The following is an 18,997-nucleotide window of genomic DNA, read 5'->3' as shown; positions in this document are numbered from 1 at the left end:
TGAGTCTCGCCAAAGGCAAAACCTACTCCGCTTTAAAGGAGTGTAATCTGTTCATGGCTTTCACCATGTCTTGTTTAAACAAAATTTCGGTAGAACGCACAGCTTCATCTATCGCCGCCTCGATAAGTTCTTGCTCTTTAGCAGGTGCTTTTCCCAGTACGTAACCACTCACTTGGTTTTTATCACCAGGATGACCGATACCTAAGCGTAAACGGTAGAAGTTTTTATCGTTAGCCAGTTTAGCAATAATATCTTTCAGACCATTGTGGCCGCCATGACCGCCACCGAGCTTAAACTTAGCCACACCGGGCGGCAGATCGAGTTCATCGTGAGCGACCAGAATCTCTTCCGGCGTGATACGAAAAAAATTCGCCAAAGCGCCAACCGCTTTACCGCTTAAATTCATATAAGTCGTTGGGATCAATAAGCGGACATCTTTACCGTGCAATAAGGCTCTGGCAGTCAAGCCAAAATACTTACTGTCGGCCACTAAAGTCACGCCGCAAATTCTCGCTAACTCAAGAACGTACCAAGCCCCCGCATTATGGCGAGTGTGTGCATATTCAGCACCTGGATTAGCCAGACCAACTATTAATTTTATTTCGCTCATGACACTCAATATCGTTATTTCGTCGATGACAGCCGCGCAAAGCGCCGACTGAACTGACCATACCAGCTAAAAACGCGGCATTTTAGCACTCAAACCCCAAGTCAACAAATGCCACGTCATCGGACAGGAGCAGAACATAAGGTCAGAACACAGAACAACAAAGCGTTAATTAAGCCCCATAGCATATTTAAGGACAGTCTTTTTGAGCGGGGAATTGATGTTTGCTAACTTTAACGCGCCATTACGCAGCAGCTTTAGCGGCAGAATATCGTTGCTAAAACCGGCGTAAAACAAATCCATCGCCGTCATCATCAATTGATTATCGCGATAACGCTTGCGCTGATATTGGGCAAGCACCTCATTCGACCACCAGATATTATCTTGAGCTAATGCATCCTTGATGACCGCCAAAAACGCTTCGACATCCTTAAACCCAAGGTTCACCCCTTGGCCAGCGAGGGGATTAATGGTGTGGGCGGCATCGCCTAAAATCACCACGTTCTGACTATAGTAGCGCTGGGCATGCCGACGAGTGAGGCCAAAACTGCCTTTATTCTCAACGGTGAAATCGGCATCTAAGCGCGCAGGGAAATGCAAACGTATCTGCTCGGCCAACTGTTTATGATTAAGCTGCATTAACTGCTTAATTCGATTGGCATCGTCGTACCACACCAGCGAAGCGTTATTGCCTGGTAAAGGTAATAATGAACGCGGTCCTTTGGGCGTAAACTGCTGCCAAGTCACATCCTGTTGCCCCTGTGCGGTGTTGATATTAATCAACATGGCCGATTGAGCGTAATCCCAACCCGAAATGCCAATTCCCGCCCATTGACGTACCTGCGAGTGAGCACCATCGGCGCCAACCAACAACTTAGCGGTCAGTTTACTATTTGACTGTAAGTGCACGCTCACACCGTCGCTATCGCGGGTAAATGCCACCACTTTATCGGGACAATATAAGGTGATGCCTGCCAATTGTGTCATCTGTTGCCACAGGGCAAGTTGGATTAAACGGTTTTCGACTATATGGCCTAAATGGCTGGCGCCAATTTGTGAACAGTGGAATTGGGTGATGCAGCCATCGAGCTCCCAAGTTTCTAAGCCCAAATAAGGCACATTACGCATCTTGAGCAATGAGTCCAAGGCGCCAAGACGTTCAAGCAGCGTTTCAGAAGCCACACTGATGGCCGAGACTCGCACATCTAATGGCTGTTCGGCTTGATAAGCTTCTGGCGCAAAAGATTCAATCACCGCCACTTGCAAACCCTGTTGGGCTAATCCAATTGCCGTCGCCGCACCAACCATGCCGCCGCCGACAAGAATGACATCGAATCGAGTGCCTTCTGCATGAGTGACGTCAGAATGAGTCACGTTAGAATCTGTGGTGTCGGATATCATCTGTGCATGTGTCTCTTCAATCTGGCTCATCCTACTTACCACCTTAGTTACTACCTTAGTTAGCACCTTTAAGCCCTTCTGTATTTCTGCCTAAGCGACTTTTCACAAACCCGCTCGATTATGCCTTATATCAAGATACCACGGAAATGTTGAGCGCATTTCGATTCGAAATCCGTGAAGACATAGGCATTCAAGCCCGAATAGTTTGCTGGAAATAACGAAAGCTCAACCTGTTAACAATATTAATCTTGCCCAAATGCAGCCGAACAATAAAAACCTAGCATTTGTGAGGGTATCGCCCTTGGCAAAAGCCAACAGCTAAAAGTGTGGACAAAGCTGGTCAGCAGCCGTAACAGCAGGTAAAATGTCGCGCTATTTTTATTGGTCATCTTAGGGCGACACAACTGATGAGTAAGAAACTCCATATCAAGACTTGGGGCTGTCAAATGAATGAGTATGACTCATCCAAGATGGCTGATCTGTTAGGCGAATACCAAGGTTATACCTTGACTGAAGAAGCGTCTGAGGCAGACATTCTCCTGCTCAACACTTGTTCTATCCGCGAAAAAGCGCAAGAAAAAGTGTTCCATCAGCTAGGACGCTGGAAGACGCTTAAAGATAAAAATCCCAATTTGATTATTGGCGTGGGCGGCTGCGTTGCCTCACAAGAAGGCAAAGCCATTAAAGACAGAGCCCAATGTGTCGACATTATTTTCGGACCACAAACCTTGCACCGTCTGCCCGAGATGATCGAGCAAGTGCGCCGTGGCGACAAAGCGGTTATCGATATCAGCTTCCCTGAAATCGAAAAATTCGACCGTCTGCCAGAGCCACGCGCCGAAGGCCCAACCGCGTTTGTGTCTATCATGGAAGGTTGCAGCAAATACTGCTCGTTCTGTGTCGTACCTTATACTCGCGGCGAAGAAGTCAGCCGTCCATCGGACGATATTATCCTTGAAATCGCCCAATTGGCAGAGCAAGGTGTGCGCGAAGTAAACTTGCTCGGCCAAAACGTGAATGCCTATCGCGGCGCAACTCACGATGGCGCTATCTGTACCTTTGCGGAATTACTGCGTTTCGTGGCAGCCATCGACGGTATTGACCGCATCCGCTTCACGACCAGTCATCCGATTGAATTTACACAAGATATCATCGACGTTTACGAAGATACCCCTGAGCTTGTAAGCTTCTTGCACTTGCCAGTGCAATCGGGTTCTGACCGTATTCTCACGGCGATGAAACGCGGCCATATGGCGATTGAATATAAGTCAATCATCCGCCGCCTGCGTAAAGCCCGTGAAGGGATTCAAATCAGCTCGGACTTTATCATTGGCTTCCCTGGCGAAACCAAAGAAGACTTTGCCGATACCATGAAGTTGATTGAAGACATAGGTTTCGACCACAGCTTCAGCTTTATCTATAGCGCACGTCCGGGCACGCCAGCGGCGGATTTACCCGATAACGTCGATATGGAAGAGAAAAAACAACGTCTGGCGATTCTGCAAGACCGCATCACCCAGCAAGCCATGCGCTACAGCCGCCACATGATGGGCACAGTGCAACGTATTCTGGTTGAAGGGCCATCGGTGAAAAATCCTATGGAACTGCGCGGCCGTACTGAGAACAACCGAGTGGTGAACTTCGAAGGTCAACCAAAACACATTGGTACTTTCGTGGATGTCGAAATTGTCGACGTTTACACTAACTCACTGCGCGGTGTCTTTATCCGCGGCGAAGATGAAATGGATCTACGTCGTAGCCTGCGTCCTGCTGAAATTCTGGCCAAGCGCAAGCAAGATGATGAACTGGGTGTGACTCAATTTAAGCCATAAGCGCTAAATCGGCTTAACTTAAAAAATACCTATATAAAGAAGGGCGACTTAGTCGCCCTTTTGCTTTCACGCACTTTTGTTTAAGTCTACCGAGGCAATTGTTATTTTCCGTTAGCAATTATCGGCTATGGCTCGTAAACTAAAATTATCTTGCGATGGTTAACCAACCTCGTACCTTGCTTTCTTATTCGCTATTGGGAGTGCTATTTGTCCAGTAAATTAACTACCATGAATCTGTATCTCGAACCCGCAGAAACACGCCGTTTGGCTTCACTGTGCGGTCCATTCGATGACAATATCAAGCAGATAGAACGTCGCGTTGGCGTCGAAATCGTCCGTAAGAACAATCATTTCCAGATCACCGGACTGCCACGCAATTGTTTAAGCGCCAACAACTTACTCAAAGAACTCTACATCGAGACCCAAACGGTTAAAGGCAGCACGCCCGATCTTGAGCCTGAGCAAGTCCATATCGCTATTCAAGCGGCCATTGCCCTAGAGCAAGCAGACGCTAACGACGACAGCGGTATTAATATCAAAACCCGCCGCGGTGTCATTAAGCCACGCAATCCGAATCAAAGCTTATATGTGGCCAATATTACGCGTCACGATATTACCTTCGGTATTGGTCCTGCAGGAACGGGCAAAACCTACCTTGCCGTAGCAGCGGCAGTAGATGCGTTAGAGCGCCAAGAAGTGCGCCGCATTCTGCTGACTCGCCCTGCGGTGGAGGCGGGTGAAAAACTCGGTTTCTTACCTGGTGATCTCAGCCAAAAGGTCGACCCCTATTTGCGTCCGCTCTACGATGCGTTATTCGAAATGCTTGGCTTTGAAAAAGTGGAACGCCTCATCGAGAAAAATGTAATAGAAGTGGCGCCGCTTGCCTATATGCGCGGTCGTACCTTGAACGATGCCTTTATTATTCTCGATGAAAGCCAAAACACCACAATCGAGCAGATGAAGATGTTCCTTACCCGTATCGGTTTCAATTCCCGTGCGGTGATCACAGGCGACATCACTCAAACCGACTTACCTAAACATCAAAAGTCAGGACTACGTCACGCGATTGAAGTGTTAAGCCAAGTCGAAGAAATCAGCTTTAACTTTTTTGTCTCCCAAGATGTAGTCCGCCATCCTGTGGTTGCCCGTATCGTTGAAGCCTATGAAGCCTTCGAGTTAAAAGAGCAAACATTAAAAGCCAAAAAAGAAAGCCAGTACCAAAAGCAACAGCAGGAAGCCGCAACACATGAGTCTTGAGTTAGCCTTAGATATTCAACATGCCAGCACCAGTGAGTGGCTACCAACGGACGAACAATTCGCCCTTTGGGTCACTACCGCAATTGGCAATAGCATGGATGAAGCTGAATTAACCATACGTATCGTCGATAGCCGCGAGAGCCAAATGCTCAACAATACCTATCGCGGTAAAGACAAACCGACCAATGTGCTGTCATTTCCCTTTGAAGCACCACCAGAAATTGAACTTCCTTTACTCGGAGATCTTGTCATTTGCGCGGCAGTCGTTGAAAATGAAGCCCGTGAACAACAAAAACCACTAGAAGCGCACTGGGCACACATGGTTGTACATGGTTGCTTGCATCTGCTAGGGTATGATCACATCGACGATGAAGAAGCCGAAGAGATGGAGTCATTAGAGACTCAACTCATTGAAAGCTTAGGTTTTACTGACCCATATAAGGAACAATAATTAGCTAAGATAATCCCTATCAAAAGCTAATGAGAAAACTATGAGTGACGATATCCCCCCTAGTACGAACGCCCACAAGAAAGGTTGGTTTGATAGAGTAAGTCAGCTATTTCAGGGCGAACCTCAAAATCGCGAAGATCTAGTCGATGTGATTGATGGTGCCGAGCAGCGCGATTTGATCACCCAAGACACCCGCGAGATGATAAAAGGTGTATTAGACGTTTCTGATATGCGTGTTCGGGATATCATGATCCCAAGAGCTCAAATTGTCGCCCTCCAGATAGACAACTCGGTCGAAGAGTTACTTGCGACTGTGATTGGTTCAGGTCACTCGCGCTTCCCCGTTGTTAACGAAGATAAAGACCATATCGAAGGCATATTGCTTGCCAAAGATTTGATCCCTTACGGTTTCTCCAACAGTGATGAGCCCTTCTCACTGGATCGCGTGATCCGTCCCGCCGTGGTTGTGCCCGAAAGCAAACGCGTCGATGTTCTGCTAAAAGAATTCCGCTCTCAACGCTACCATATGGCGATTGTGGTTGATGAGTACGGCGGTGTATCGGGACTCGTGACTATCGAAGATATTCTTGAAGAAATTGTCGGCGAAATTGAAGACGAATTCGACCACGATAGTACTGAAGAAACCGAGATCCGCAAAGTTGGTAACACGGTTTATATGGTTAAAGCTTTGACGCCAATCGAAGATTTCAACGAAGAATTCAACACTGAATTCAGCGATGAAGAGTTTGATACCGTCGGTGGCTTAGTCTCACACGCCTTTGGCCATCTGCCAGAACGTAACGAGAGCATCATCATTGAAGGCATTGAATTTAAAGTCATCAATGCTGACACTAGGCGTTTAATCCAACTCAGAGTTAAACTCCCCGATCCTAATACTGGCGAAGACGTAGAATAATCACTCGTGCTAAAAAAAATCCGGGCATTTGCCCAACAACAGTCCCAACCTAGTGCTGTGAGACTCGTGCTGGCATTTGCCCTTGGCGCCAGTACGGCGCTTTCATTTGCGCCCTATTCCATTTGGATAATCTATCCGTTTGCCATAGCTATTGCCCTCTGGCACAGCCGAACGCTGAGCGCTAAGGCAAGCTTTTACTATTGGTTAAGCTTTGGATTTGGCTGTTTTGCCGTAGGGATCAGCTGGGTTCACGTGAGCATGGATACCTTTGGTGGTATGCCGCTCATTGCCTCCGTTGGGTTAATGGCCTTGTTAGCCTTGTATTTAGCCTTGTATCCCGCGCTAACTGGTTTGGCGCTGGTTTGGTTAACTAAAACGCTGAGCCATGATGGTGAAACTCGATTTGGTCTTTGGCGTAATCTCGCCCTATTCCCCGCGTTATGGACCTTGACCGAATGGGCTCGTGGCTGGGTAATGACAGGCTTCCCTTGGTTATGGGCGGGTTACTCGCAAACTCAAGGGCCGTTAAAACCCCTTGCCAGTATCATAGGCACACTGGGAATAAGTTTTGTATTGACCATGCTCGCTGGTGCATTAGCGCTTTGTTTTACTAAGCGTTATAAGAGTTTACTGCTTTTACTGCCGCTCAGTATTCTGGCAGTGTGGGCTGCGCCTAAACTTTGGGACATTCATCCTACGGGTGAAAATGTTAAAGTGGCACTGGTGCAAGGCAATATTCCCCAAAGCATGAAGTGGGAACCCGATGCCCTGTGGCCGACGCTGTTAAAATACATGGATTTATCCCGCGAACATCTGGATGCCGATATCATTATTTGGCCAGAAGCGGCAATTCCAGCGCCAGAATCTATGGTGCAGGACTTTTTAGATAACGCCAATAAAGTCGCCAATCTAAACCATACCTCAATTATCACTGGCATTATTAGCCATCAAAACAATGAGTTCTATAATTCATTGATTGTGCTTGGTAATCATAATCAGAAACAACAAGCAGGCCCAGACTATGAGGGCGATGGTAGCAATCAATTTAAGAAACACCATCTGTTGCCAATTGGCGAGTTTGTCCCCTTTGAAGCGCTGCTGCGCCCGATAGCACCTTTCTTTAATTTGCCCATGTCGTCCTTTACACGAGGCGAATATCAACAGCCGAACCTCAGCGCCCTAGGCCATAAAATCGCGCCAGCAATTTGTTATGAAATAGCCTTTCCTGAACAGTTGCGCGACAACGTTAATCAAGGGACAGATATACTATTAACTGTCTCTAATGATGCTTGGTTTGGTAGTTCAAACGGGCCATTACAGCATATGGAGATCGCTCAAATGCGCGCGGTTGAATTGGGTCGGCCTCTATTACGCGCAACCAATAATGGCGTGACAGCCATAGTCGATGAGCGTGGCAATATCACAGCGTCATTACCACAGTTTGAAATAGGCGTGCTAAGTGCAACTATTCCATTAGTCACAGGACAAACTTGGTTTGCAAAATTAGGCCAAATACCCCTACTGATACTCTGTGGTTTAATCGTTCTGCTCGGTCTTGCCCGACGTTTTAAAGCGCAATAGGATTTAGGCCGTGCATTACCAAGTTAATAAACAAGATGTGGCAGGTTTTACCTTAATTGAACTTGTCGTTGTGATTATTGTGCTTGGGATCTTGGCTGTGATCGCCGCGCCTAGATTTATCGGTTTAAGTAAAGAAGCGCGGGTACAAACCTTAAACCAAGTACAGGCCAGCGTTAAAACAGCCAATATGCTTGCTTACTCAAAAACCCAAATGCCTAGCCTACTAAGCCAAGCAGTAGCTGGGCGCGATGATATTATTGATATCGACTTCAATGGTGATGGCACTCCAGATACACGATTAAAATGGGGTTACCTCGATAATACTGATGTGGAAAAATGGATCACCTCAGATGATAAACTTATCATCCAATATCAAGGCATTGATATCACTTATATAGGCTACGATCTTAACAACAATTCCTTAGTGAATGATGACCAATGCTATTTCCGCTACACCCAAGCCAGCGATGCCAGCACTGCGCCGCAATATGATATCAACACCCAAGGTTGTTAGGCTGACACTCAGTTAACCTGTGTTATCCCGCAATTGTCTGCGAATACATTAGGCTGATTGCGCGTTCCACGTTAAGGTGAACGATTAGACGTGGCCTTATACCAATCACAGTGACTGTGTCTGCATAGCCAATATGATTGGTACCATTACCTCGTTCCTTACCAAGGTACACAGTCAAGGCAACTCTATGGCACAGCTTCGCGTGCGCTACCAAACCCACGAATTTGGGGATCTCGACATTCATGTCAGAACCCTAAGAAATAACCAAGAATTTGAAGACCTAGATGGCAAAGCTGAAAAGCTCGGTATTTCCTCCGCAACTTGGCCGTTATTTGGCATAGTCTGGCCATCGAGCCAAGTGCTCTCGCACCACATGGCAGACTACAAAATTGACAATAAACGCATTCTTGAGGTTGGCTGCGGTATAGGGCTGGCAAGTCTAGTGCTAAACCACAGACATGCCGACATCACAGCAACCGACTATCACCCCGAGTCGGAAAATTTCCTTAAGCAGAATGTCGATTTAAATCATGGTCGTGCGATTCCGTTTGTTCGAACAGGATGGGCAGATGCACAAACTAATTTAGGTTTATTTGATCTCATTATCGGCAGCGATCTCTTGTACGAACAAGAACATGCCGATCTCTTATCACAATTTATTGAGCAGCATGCTAAACCAATTTGTGATGTAGTCTTAGTCGATCCCGGTCGTGGTAATCATGCAAAATTCAGCAAACGTATGGTGACCTTAGGTTACGAACATACACAACATAAACCCATTCACACTGAATTTTTATTAGCGCCCTTTGGCGGTCAAATCCTCAGCTATTCTCGTACCAACAGTTGATACAACACTAATTAGTGCATGTTTTCATGCCGCGACATAATGCAGATATGAGCCATTTAGGTCTAATAGAACTCAAAAAAAAACGACGCTGAGGCGTCGTTTTAGCTGCATAACATCATCACCTTGATTAAGGCGTTAGCGGCTCGCGGGTAAATTCTTCATGATCACACTCTGGACAATCTGGGATCGGACTTGGAAACTCAATACTCATTTCATTACCACAGTTAGTGCACACCATGATGCCCTGATTCACTATGTCACCACTCTTGTAGTAGCCTTGGTGCTTAAAATCTTGCGTTAACTCATGCCATTCTACTTGGCTGCGGTCGGTAATTTCACTGAGCCAATGCCAAAGCGTATTCTCTAAAGTAATCACGGTTGGGCTATGACTCAAACTATCCGCGTTCTGCTCACGGAGAAAACTCGTAATATCACGCTTTAAGAATTGTTCGACTAAAGCGAGTTCATCTTCCCCAGCTTGTTCTTTAAGACGTAAATACTCCTTACCTTGAGTGACAGAATTGAATAAGTTCTTTACAGTCATAGTGTTATCTTCTGCAAATTGAGATTTCACTTCGGTAATTAAGGCTTGATACAGTCCTAGTAACGCGTTACTTCTATCATTCATAACCAATACTCCTTCATACGAACCTTTTTAATGCATCGCTTCTAGTTTATTCTATGCAGATCTTACTCGCGCTGATATGGCGTTAGATCCAATAATAGGCGGCACTGCCGGAAATAGAGTGATGCAAGAGCAATATAATCCCTCAGAAATTGAAGCCTTAGTGCAAAAGCACTGGCATGACAACAAAACCTTCGAAGTCACTGAAGACGCAAACAAAGAAAAGTTTTATTGCCTTTCGATGTTTCCGTACCCTTCTGGCAGACTCCACATGGGACACGTACGCAACTATACCATAGGTGACGTAGTTGCACGCTTTCAACGTCTTCAAGGCAAAAACGTGCTCCAGCCTATTGGTTGGGACTCATTTGGTTTACCCGCAGAAAATGCCGCGATTAACAACAAGACTGCGCCTGCGCCATGGACCTATGAAAACATAGAATACATGAAGAACCAGCTGAAATTGCTGGGTTTTGGTTACGATTGGAGCCGTGAAATCGCCACTTGTACCCCTGAATATTATCGCTGGGAACAATGGTTCTTCACTAAGTTGTACGAGAAGGGCCTAGTCTATAAAAAGACAGCTTCAGTCAACTGGTGTCCAAACGATGAAACCGTACTGGCGAACGAGCAAGTTCAAGACGGTTGCTGCTGGCGCTGTGATACCCCTGTGGAACAAAAAGAAATCCCACAGTGGTTTATTAAGATCACTGCCTATGCAGAAGAATTATTAAACGATATCGATACCTTAGATGGCTGGCCTGAACAGGTTAAGACCATGCAGCGCAACTGGATTGGTCGCAGCGAAGGTGTAGAAATGACCTTCGGCGTCGCAGGTCACGATAAAAGCTTCGATATCTATACCACGCGTCCAGATACCTTAATGGGCGTGACCTATGTGGCGATTGCCGCAGGTCATCCATTAGCTGAAATCGCCGCGCAAACCAATCCTGAGCTTGCCGCCTTTATCGATGAGTGCAAAAACAGCACAACATCTGAAGCCGAACTCGCGACCATGGAAAAACGCGGTGTCGCTACAGGGCTTTTCGCCATTCATCCGATCACTGGTAAGCAAGTGCCGATTTGGGCAGCTAACTTTGTGTTGATGAACTATGGCACAGGTGCCGTAATGTCAGTTCCTGGGCACGACCAACGTGACTTTGAATTTGCAAAAAAATACGGTCTAGCAATTGAGGCTGTGATCAAGCCTGTTGATGGCGAAGTGGACATTAGCGAAGCCGCTTATACCGAAAAAGGCGTACTGTTTAACTCGGGTGAGTTCGACGGTTTAGACTTTGAAGCAGGCTTTAATGCCATCGCTAATAAGTTAGTTGCCGAAGGTAAAGGCAAGCGCCAAGTCAACTATCGTCTGCGCGATTGGGGTGTTTCACGTCAGCGTTACTGGGGCGCACCTATTCCTATGGTGACCTTAGCCGACGGCACTGTGATCCCAACGCCAGCAGAACAACTGCCAGTATTGCTGCCAGAAGATGTAGTAATGGACGGTATTCAAAGCCCAATCAAGGCCGATAAAGAATGGGCGAAAACCCAAGTTAATGGCCAAGATGCGCTGCGCGAAACCGATACCTTCGATACCTTTATGGAATCCTCTTGGTATTACGCCCGTTACTGCAGCCCGCATGCAGACGAAATGTTAGATCCCGCTAAAGCCAACTACTGGCTACCTGTGGATCAATACATTGGCGGTATCGAACACGCTTGTATGCATTTGTTATATTTCCGCTTCTTCCACAAGTTGCTGCGTGATGCAGGTCTGGTTAACTCTAACGAGCCAGCCAAACAATTGCTGACCCAAGGCATGGTGTTGGCTGATGCTTTCTACTACATCAACGAAAAAGGCGCCCGTGTATGGGTTTCGCCTTTAGATGTAGCGACTACAGAAAAAGACGACAAGGGCCGTATTACTAAGGCTATCGACAAGGACGGCAACGAGCTGGTTTATACCGGCATGTGCAAGATGTCTAAGTCGAAAAACAATGGTATCGATCCTCAAGTCATGGTCGAAAAATACGGCGCCGATACGGTTCGCCTATTTATGATGTTCGCCTCACCACCAGAATTAACTCTGGAATGGCAAGAGTCTGGCGTTGAAGGCGCACACCGCTTCATTAAACGTCTGTGGAAGCTTGCAAACGAGCATATCACCCAAGACAATAGCGAAGCCTTAGATGTCAGCAAGTTAACTGCCGATCAAAAAGCGCTGCGCCGTGAGGTCCACAAGACTATCGCGAAAGTGACCGACGATATCGGCCGCCGTCAGATGTTCAACACTGCGGTTGCCGCCGTGATGGAACTGATGAACCATCTGCAAAAAGCACCACAAACGACAGGTCAAGACAACGCCATTATCGGCGAAGCCTTATCCGCCATAGTGCGTTTGCTGTACCCTATCATTCCGCATGTGAGCTTTAACCTGTGGAACGAGTTAGGTAATGCAAGCAACATCGAAGACAGCCAATGGCCAGTCGTTGATGAAGCTGCGCTAGTTGAAGACAGCAAGCTCATCGTTGTGCAAGTTAACGGTAAAGTTCGCGCAAAAATCACAGTAGCCGCCGACGCTGATAAAGAATCAGTAGAAGCCTTAGGCATGAGTGATGAACACGTGATCAAATACCTAGACGGCCTGACAGTACGTAAAGTGATCTATGTGCCGGGCAAACTGCTCAGCATAGTGGCCAATTAACGGCTGCTAATAACTCGCTATACTCAAAGCCAATGAAGTTGCAGCATAGCTGCAACTTCAAGTCAGCAGGGTATACCACGAATAGGAAACCGCGAAATCTATGCTAATCAAACGCATATGCTTCGCAATCATGGCACTGGTTATTATGACCAGCGCTGGTTGCGGTTTTAAGCTTCAACGCAGTTATCAGATCCCTGATGCCCTCAATCATTTGAGTTTGAGCAGTGTGGATGAATACAGTGAACTCACCCGTCTGGTACGTGAACGCCTGCGCTTGAACAATATCCAAGTTGTCGACGCCGCAGATAATGTTCCAGTATTAAGATTAATCACCGACTCCCTTGAACGCTCGACCTTATCTTTGTATCCCACAGGTAACGTCGCCGAGTATGAGCTGATTTATTTAGTCGAATTTGCTGTGGCACTGCCAGGTAAAGAAGCGCAGCCTTTCAAGGTTGAAATTCGCCGCGACTACTTAGACGATCCACGTACCGCATTGGCAAAGAGCCGTGAAATGGAATTGCTGACGAAGGAAATGCGTATCCAAGCTGCCGATCGTATTCTGCAAGCAATGGCCAGTACTGAGGTGAATTAATGCGGGGCTATCATTAAATGAGAGTCTATCCAGACCAACTCTCCCGCCACCTTAACCAGTTATTTCCTTGTTATCTGATTTTTGGGGATGATCCTTGGTTGATTGAAACCACCAAAGATCAGATCCGCCAATTCGCCAAGCGTCAGGGATTCGATGAAAAAGTCCAACTCATTCAAGAGACGGGCTTTAATTGGAACGATCTGACTCAGGAATGGCAGGCCATGAGTCTGTTTTCCAGTAAACGCTTGATTGAGCTAACCCTTCCCCAAGCTAAGCCCGGTGCCGAAGGCTCAAGCACATTGCAAGCGCTATTGCAGACGCCCAATCCCGATATGCTGTTGATTATCGAAGGGCCAAAGCTCGCCACAGAGCAAACCAACAGTAAATGGTTTAAGACCTTAGATGCCCATGGCATGTATCTGCCCTGCGCTACGCCAGAGGGCGAGCAGTTTATGCGCTGGCTCGATGGCCGCATCAAGCACTTTAAGCTCAATCTGCAGCCTGATGCCCGTGCTATGCTGCATTCTCTGTATGAAGGGAATTTACTGGCTGCCGATCAAGCCATGCAGTTGCTGCAACTCCTGAGCCCAACAAAACCCGTCAGTGCCGACGAACTGGGCCACTATTTTGAAGATCAGTCGCGCTTCACCGTATTCCAACTCACGGATGCATTGCTGAATAATAAACAGGATAGCGCGCAGCACATGCTAGCCCAGCTCAATGGCGAAGGCACTGCCTTACCTATCCTGCTGTGGGCCTTGTTTAAAGAACTCGGTTTGTTATTCAATTTGAAATGCGAGCAAGCCCAAGGCGTTGCGCTCAGTGCACTCTGGGGTAAACATCGAATTTGGGATAAACGTAAACCACTGTATCAAGCGGCGCTGCAACGACTCAGCCTTGAACAACTCGAACATATGCTCGCCCTCGCCTCGAAACTTGAGCTCAACTTAAAGCAACAGGGGAAAGAGGATTGGACTGGTCTGAGCCACCTGTGTCTGTTATTTGATCCTAGAGCCCATCGGCACCTAGCACATATAGCCATAGACTAATCATTGATTAACCAAAGAGTTGATATGCGTATTGGTATTTTAGGCGGCACCTTTGACCCGATACACTATGGTCATATCCGTCCTGCGATTGAAGTGAAGCAAGCATTAGCCTTGGATAAAATCCTGCTGATGCCGAACCATATTCCGCCCCATAAACAGCAGCCGAACTTAACCACAACACAGCGCCTCAAAATGGTAGCCGATGTCTGTCAGCAACTCGACGGATTTGCACTGTGCGACATCGAAGCTAAACGCGACACGCCTTCCTACACAGTTATCACGCTTGAGCAACTGAAAAGCTTACATCCTGAGGATAAGCTGTTTTTTATCATGGGGATGGACTCTTTCCTCCAATTAAAAAGCTGGTATGAGTGGCAACGCCTATTCGACTTTGCCCATCTAGTTGTCTGTCAGCGCCCGGGTTGGCAGCTCGATGCAGAGCATCCTATGCAGCAGATATTGACGGCCCGCAGTCAAGCGCCCCAAGGGACAGACGAAGGTCGTGCTAGCAGTCTCCATAAAAACTGTGGGCAGATTTTCCCTGTGACAATTACACCACAAGATATTTCCTCAACTCAAATCCGTGAACAACTGGCAAAAGGCGAAATTCCCGCCGACTTACTCATGCCAGTCACGCTAGATTACATCAAAAATCAACGACTTTACTTACCTTAGCTCGAACCGTAAGCAGATATCGCCAACTCAACTGCCAATGACAATGTATTCCCAGCAGCAACACTGGTATACTACCGCGCTATTTAAAATTAATGAGGTACGCCAGCGTGCAGAGCGCGGAATTAAAACAGTTTGTTGTCGACAAGATCGACGACTTGAAAGCCAGAGACGTTGTTGTTCTGGATGTCAGCAAGCAATCTAACATCACTGACTACATGGTCATATGTTCAGGTACATCAAAGACTCACGTTAAAGCTATCGCCGAAAACCTTGTGGTTGAAGCGAAAAAAGCCGGTATTCCACCTTTAGGTGTTGAAGGCCGCGAAAGCAGCGAATGGGTTCTTGTGGACATGGGCGATGTGATCCTGCACGTTATGCAAGATCAAACCCGTGATTTCTACCAGCTTGAAAAGCTCTGGTCAGAAAAGCAAGACTGATGAAGTTACAGCTCATCGCAGTAGGAACACGGATGCCCGATTGGGTTACCCGTGGTTTCGAAGAATACCAGCGCCGTTTTCCCCGTGATATGGCGCTGGAGCTTATCGAAATACCCGCTGGAAAGCGGGGGAAAAATGCCGACATTGTCCGGATACTTCAAAAAGAAGGCGAACAAATGTTGGCGGCCATTCCCAAAGGCAATCATATTGTTAGCTTAGATCTCCCCGGCAAAAACTGGACGACCCCCGAGCTAGCAACCGCACTGACTAAATGGCAACTCGATGGTCGCGACGTCAGTTTACTGATTGGTGGACCTGAAGGATTAGCACCAGCTTGCAAAGAAGCGGCAAACCAAAGTTGGTGTCTATCGGCATTAACCTTACCTCACCCACTCGTACGGGTGGTGGTTGCCGAAAGTTTGTACCGCGCGTGGAGCGTGAACACGAATCACCCCTACCATAGAGAATAGCGGGATCTTGATGTTAACGAGTGTCAACCACCCGTCATGGGATCAGCCGGAGATAGCATAAGTGTCGCCAAAAAAGCGGATAACAATGCATGATCACGCCGCCGAGGCGTCTCTTTTTAAGCGCAGGGCGCTTTTCACTTTTTTTTGCGTTTTCGCTCTATTTTGCGTATTAGTCACCAACCTTTATCATTTACAGGTTGAATCCTATAAAGATTATGCAACTCGCTCAAATGATAATCGCATCCGAGTTGTTCCAATTGCCCCTAGTCGTGGTCTCATTTACGATCGCAACGGCATACTTTTAGCTGAAAATTTACCCTTTTATTCCCTCGATCTCGTACCCGAAAAAATCAGTAACATGTCAGAGACCTTAGATGAACTCGGCAAGTTAATTGAGATCAGCGATGACGAGCGCGAAACCTTTACTGACGCCCTGAAATTTCATCGCCGTTTCAAACCGCTAACACTCAAAAACCAGCTCACCGAAGAACAAGTGGCCATTTTCAGTGTTAACCAACACAGATTTCCGGGTATTTCGGTCGAAGCGGGTCTTAAACGTAACTATCCCTACGGCGCGCAAATCACCCATGTGCTGGGCTATGTAGGCAAAATTAACACCCGAGATCGTGCCCAACTTGAACGCAGCGATCTGTGGAAAAACTATGCGGCAACCAAAGACATTGGTAAGCAAGGCATTGAAAAATTTTATGAATCTTTGCTGCATGGTAAACCCGGACACTTAGAAGAAGAAGTGAACAACCGCGGCCGCGCCATTCGCACCTTAAAAATTGTTCCGCCAGAGCCGGGGCAAGATATTTACCTCACCTTAGATCTCAAGCTGCAACAAAAAGCGGTGGAACTACTCACAGGTCTGCGTGGTTCTATTGTTGCCATCGATCCCCGTGACGGTGGAGTATTAGCTATGGTATCGAGCCCAAGCTATGATCCAAACCAGTTTGTACAAGGCATTAATAGCAAAGATTACAGTGCCTTACTCAATGATAAATCTCGCCCTTTGATTAACCGCGCGACTCAAGGTCAGTATGCTCCTGCGTCTACCATCAAGCCTCACCTCGCACTGTTAGGCCTTGATGAGAAAGCCATTAGCGAGAGTACCCGAGTGTGGGATCCCGGTTTTTGGCAAATACCTGGTGTTGAACGTAAATACCGCGACTGGAAACGCTGGGGACATGGCTGGGTCAACGTTTATAGCGCGATTGTAGAATCCTGCGATACCTTTTTCTATGAGTTAGCCTATAAGGTCGGTGTCGATCATATCGCCCGCTTTATGGAACAATTTGGCTTTGGCCAAAATACAGGGATTGATATCTTTGAAGAATCGGCTGGCAACATGCCATCCAAGGAATGGAAACGCTTAAAGTACAATCAAGCTTGGTATATAGGCGACACCATTTCCGTCGGTATTGGCCAAGGTTATTGGACGGCAACGCCATTACAACTCGCTAATGCCGTTGGGATTATGGCCAACAAAGGCCGCCGTCTCCCGCCACATCTGCTGAGATCAATTAAAGACAATACTGCCAAAATTGACTCACCGATTAATGAGTTACCGCCAATTGAACTTAAAAATCCCCGTAACTGGAACATCATCAACGAAGCTATGCGCCAAACTGCAAATAAGTCACGCTTTACCGATGCCACTTACACTGCCGCAATGAAAACCGGTACTGCACAGGTCATCGGCGTGGCGGAAAATACTAAATACGATGCCAGTAAAATTGCCGAACATTTCCGCGATAATGCCTTAGTTGTGGCCTATGCGCCCTTCGAGGATCCTAAAATCGTCCTCGCCGTCGTGATGGAAAACGCAGGTTGGGGCGGCGCAAATGCTGGCCCAGTCGCTCGAGCTATGCTCGATGAATATATGCTTAGAGATACTTGGAAACCCATACCATGAGTACCCATAGCCAATATCAAAACATCTGGCAACGCTTGCACATAGACTTGCCTTTATTGCTCGGACTATTAGCTGTGATGGGCTTTGGCCTGTTTGTCATCTATTCTGCCAGCGGTGCAGATTTAGAGATGATGGAACGACAACTATTCCGTATGGTGTTGTCGCTAGGCATCATGTTTACCATGGCACAAATCAATCCTGAAGCGCTTAAACGTTGGGCATTACCCATTTATCTTGCGGGGGTTGTCTTGCTGCTTGGGGTACACTTTTTCGGTGAAATCAATAAAGGCGCGCAGCGCTGGTTGAACTTAGGCTTTATGGAGTTCCAACCCTCAGAGCTTATTAAACTCGCCTTCCCCATCACAATGGCTTGGTATATCAGTAAGTTCCCTCTTCCCCCCAAGAAACGTTACCTCGCTGGCGCAGGAGTGATTTTACTCGTACCAACCCTATTGATCGCTAAACAACCCGACTTAGGCACCTCAATTTTGGTGGCTGCATCGGGGATTTTCGTGCTGTTTTTATCGGGCATGAGCTGGATTATTGTTGGCAGCTTTATCGCAGCAGTACTCGCCTTCCTGCCGATCCTTTGGTATTTCTTGATGCACGATTACCAAAGAACGCGGGTATTAACCTTGCTCGATCCAGAGCAAGATCCCCTCGGCGCGGGTTATCACATTATCCAGTCGAAAATCGCCATCGGCTCAGGTGGGCTTTGGGGCAAAGGTTGGCTCGAAGGCACTCAATCACAGCTTGAGTTTATTCCCGAGCGCCATACCGATTTTATCTTTGCGGTGATCGGTGAAGAATTTGGTTTAATTGGCAGTATCTTACTGTTAATTATGTACCTTTACATCATAGGCCGTGGGTTAGTCATCGCCTCCCGCGCACAAACCAGTTTCGCTCGTCTACTGGCTGGCAGTATCACGCTGACGTTTTTCGTTTATGTTTTTGTGAATATTGGCATGGTTTCAGGTATCCTGCCCGTGGTAGGTGTACCACTGCCCCTTGTCAGTTATGGTGGAACCTCCATGCTGACATTGATGACAGGGTTTGGCATTCTTATGAGCATTCATACCCATAGACGTTTCGTAGATAGATAATTTTAGGGACTTTTT

At 47.1% G+C, this 18,997-nt stretch carries 18 protein-coding genes; 15 read left to right on the top strand and 3 right to left on the bottom strand.

Going from position 1 to position 18,997, the window contains the following annotated elements; genetic code table 11:
• Positions 1–22: 22 nt before the first annotated feature.
• Positions 23–610: an aminoacyl-tRNA hydrolase gene (gene pth, locus AAA952_RS07955; RefSeq protein ID WP_113939293.1), complete on the bottom strand. Its 588-nt coding sequence runs from the start codon at positions 608–610 to the stop codon at positions 23–25.
• 165 nt (positions 611–775) lie between these two features.
• Positions 776–2,038 (bottom strand): FAD-dependent monooxygenase, encoded by a 1,263-nt coding sequence (locus AAA952_RS07950; protein WP_338255901.1) that lies wholly within the window; start codon positions 2,036–2,038, stop codon positions 776–778.
• A gap of 377 nt (positions 2,039–2,415) precedes the next feature.
• Here AAA952_RS07950 and miaB point away from each other — a divergent pair, with 377 nt between their 5' ends.
• The 7 genes from miaB (at position 2,416) to AAA952_RS07915 (ending at position 9,406) form a co-directional block, all read left to right on the top strand.
• Positions 2,416–3,840, top strand: a complete 1,425-nt coding sequence (miaB, locus tag AAA952_RS07945) for a tRNA (N6-isopentenyl adenosine(37)-C2)-methylthiotransferase MiaB (protein ID WP_006082739.1) — start codon at positions 2,416–2,418, stop codon at positions 3,838–3,840.
• A 207-nt stretch (positions 3,841–4,047) separates the two neighbouring features.
• Complete coding sequence (locus tag AAA952_RS07940; RefSeq protein WP_028761469.1) at positions 4,048–5,097, top strand: PhoH family protein; 1,050 nt, start codon at positions 4,048–4,050, stop codon at positions 5,095–5,097.
• Positions 5,087–5,548, top strand: a complete 462-nt coding sequence (ybeY, locus tag AAA952_RS07935; RefSeq protein WP_105251690.1) for an rRNA maturation RNase YbeY — start codon at positions 5,087–5,089, stop codon at positions 5,546–5,548. The genes AAA952_RS07940 and ybeY overlap by 11 nt, the downstream gene beginning before the upstream one ends.
• Before the next feature lie 40 nt (positions 5,549–5,588).
• Positions 5,589–6,464 (top strand): CNNM family magnesium/cobalt transport protein CorC, encoded by an 876-nt coding sequence (gene corC, locus AAA952_RS07930; RefSeq protein WP_006082742.1) that lies wholly within the window; start codon positions 5,589–5,591, stop codon positions 6,462–6,464.
• Positions 6,465–6,470: 6 nt separating this feature from the next.
• Positions 6,471–8,045: an apolipoprotein N-acyltransferase gene (lnt, locus tag AAA952_RS07925; protein ID WP_338255893.1), complete on the top strand. Its 1,575-nt coding sequence runs from the start codon at positions 6,471–6,473 to the stop codon at positions 8,043–8,045.
• Between the two features lie 10 nt (positions 8,046–8,055).
• Complete coding sequence (locus AAA952_RS07920; protein WP_338255891.1) at positions 8,056–8,559, top strand: type II secretion system protein; 504 nt, start codon at positions 8,056–8,058, stop codon at positions 8,557–8,559.
• Between the two features lie 187 nt (positions 8,560–8,746).
• Entirely contained in the window at positions 8,747–9,406 is a 660-nt protein-coding gene (locus tag AAA952_RS07915; protein WP_338255890.1) for a class I SAM-dependent methyltransferase, read from the top strand.
• 127 nt (positions 9,407–9,533) lie between these two features.
• Here AAA952_RS07915 and AAA952_RS07910 read toward each other — a convergent pair whose 3' ends face one another.
• A complete protein-coding gene (locus AAA952_RS07910) occupies positions 9,534–10,034 on the bottom strand; it encodes a zinc ribbon-containing protein (protein WP_028761474.1) in 501 nt (166 codons plus the stop codon).
• A 121-nt stretch (positions 10,035–10,155) separates the two neighbouring features.
• Here AAA952_RS07910 and leuS point away from each other — a divergent pair, with 121 nt between their 5' ends.
• The 8 genes from leuS (at position 10,156) to rodA (ending at position 18,982) form a co-directional block, all read left to right on the top strand.
• A complete protein-coding gene (gene leuS, locus AAA952_RS07905; RefSeq protein WP_338255979.1) occupies positions 10,156–12,735 on the top strand; it encodes a leucine--tRNA ligase in 2,580 nt (859 codons plus the stop codon).
• A gap of 100 nt (positions 12,736–12,835) precedes the next feature.
• Positions 12,836–13,330 (top strand): LPS-assembly lipoprotein LptE, encoded by a 495-nt coding sequence (locus AAA952_RS07900; RefSeq protein ID WP_012089938.1) that lies wholly within the window; start codon positions 12,836–12,838, stop codon positions 13,328–13,330.
• A 17-nt stretch (positions 13,331–13,347) separates the two neighbouring features.
• Complete coding sequence (gene holA / locus AAA952_RS07895; RefSeq protein ID WP_263166984.1) at positions 13,348–14,379, top strand: DNA polymerase III subunit delta; 1,032 nt, start codon at positions 13,348–13,350, stop codon at positions 14,377–14,379.
• 24 nt (positions 14,380–14,403) lie between these two features.
• A complete protein-coding gene (gene nadD / locus AAA952_RS07890) occupies positions 14,404–15,054 on the top strand; it encodes a nicotinate-nucleotide adenylyltransferase (protein WP_263176247.1) in 651 nt (216 codons plus the stop codon).
• A 107-nt stretch (positions 15,055–15,161) separates the two neighbouring features.
• Positions 15,162–15,491, top strand: a complete 330-nt coding sequence (gene rsfS, locus AAA952_RS07885) for a ribosome silencing factor (RefSeq protein ID WP_006082751.1) — start codon at positions 15,162–15,164, stop codon at positions 15,489–15,491.
• A complete protein-coding gene (gene rlmH, locus AAA952_RS07880) occupies positions 15,491–15,961 on the top strand; it encodes a 23S rRNA (pseudouridine(1915)-N(3))-methyltransferase RlmH (protein ID WP_006082752.1) in 471 nt (156 codons plus the stop codon). The genes rsfS and rlmH overlap by 1 nt, the downstream gene beginning before the upstream one ends.
• A 61-nt stretch (positions 15,962–16,022) precedes the next feature.
• The gene (gene mrdA, locus AAA952_RS07875; RefSeq protein WP_131523225.1) at positions 16,023–17,879 is read left to right on the top strand and encodes a penicillin-binding protein 2; all 1,857 of its coding nucleotides are present in this window, start codon (positions 16,023–16,025) and stop codon (positions 17,877–17,879) included.
• A complete protein-coding gene (gene rodA, locus AAA952_RS07870; RefSeq protein ID WP_028761480.1) occupies positions 17,876–18,982 on the top strand; it encodes a rod shape-determining protein RodA in 1,107 nt (368 codons plus the stop codon). Before mrdA ends, rodA begins: the two co-directional genes overlap by 4 nt.
• The last annotated feature ends 15 nt before the right edge of the window (positions 18,983–18,997 follow it).

The organism is Shewanella sp. M-Br (assembly GCF_036245925.1).
Lineage (GTDB): Bacteria > Pseudomonadota > Gammaproteobacteria > Enterobacterales > Shewanellaceae > Shewanella > Shewanella oncorhynchi.
The sequence above is the reverse complement of the archived record's forward strand: the minus strand, read 5'-3'. Positions and strand labels throughout refer to the sequence as shown.

What these genes read in the sequence shown, in the direction of transcription:
- pth (WP_113939293.1), bottom strand. Translation starts at nt 610, where the DNA reads ATGAGCGAAATAAAATTAATAGTTGGTCTGGCTAATCCAGGTGCTGAA.
- AAA952_RS07950 (WP_338255901.1), bottom strand. Translation starts at nt 2,038, where the DNA reads ATGAGCCAGATTGAAGAGACACATGCACAGATGATATCCGACACCACA.
- miaB (WP_006082739.1), top strand. Translation starts at nt 2,416, where the DNA reads ATGAGTAAGAAACTCCATATCAAGACTTGGGGCTGTCAAATGAATGAG.
- ybeY (WP_105251690.1), top strand. Translation starts at nt 5,087, where the DNA reads ATGAGTCTTGAGTTAGCCTTAGATATTCAACATGCCAGCACCAGTGAG.
- corC (WP_006082742.1), top strand. Translation starts at nt 5,589, where the DNA reads ATGAGTGACGATATCCCCCCTAGTACGAACGCCCACAAGAAAGGTTGG.
- AAA952_RS07915 (WP_338255890.1), top strand. Translation starts at nt 8,747, where the DNA reads ATGGCACAGCTTCGCGTGCGCTACCAAACCCACGAATTTGGGGATCTC.
- AAA952_RS07910 (WP_028761474.1), bottom strand. Translation starts at nt 10,034, where the DNA reads ATGAATGATAGAAGTAACGCGTTACTAGGACTGTATCAAGCCTTAATT.
- leuS (WP_338255979.1), top strand. Translation starts at nt 10,156, where the DNA reads ATGCAAGAGCAATATAATCCCTCAGAAATTGAAGCCTTAGTGCAAAAG.
- AAA952_RS07900 (WP_012089938.1), top strand. Translation starts at nt 12,836, where the DNA reads ATGCTAATCAAACGCATATGCTTCGCAATCATGGCACTGGTTATTATG.
- holA (WP_263166984.1), top strand. Translation starts at nt 13,348, where the DNA reads ATGAGAGTCTATCCAGACCAACTCTCCCGCCACCTTAACCAGTTATTT.
- nadD (WP_263176247.1), top strand. Translation starts at nt 14,404, where the DNA reads ATGCGTATTGGTATTTTAGGCGGCACCTTTGACCCGATACACTATGGT.
- rlmH (WP_006082752.1), top strand. Translation starts at nt 15,491, where the DNA reads ATGAAGTTACAGCTCATCGCAGTAGGAACACGGATGCCCGATTGGGTT.
- rodA (WP_028761480.1), top strand. Translation starts at nt 17,876, where the DNA reads ATGAGTACCCATAGCCAATATCAAAACATCTGGCAACGCTTGCACATA.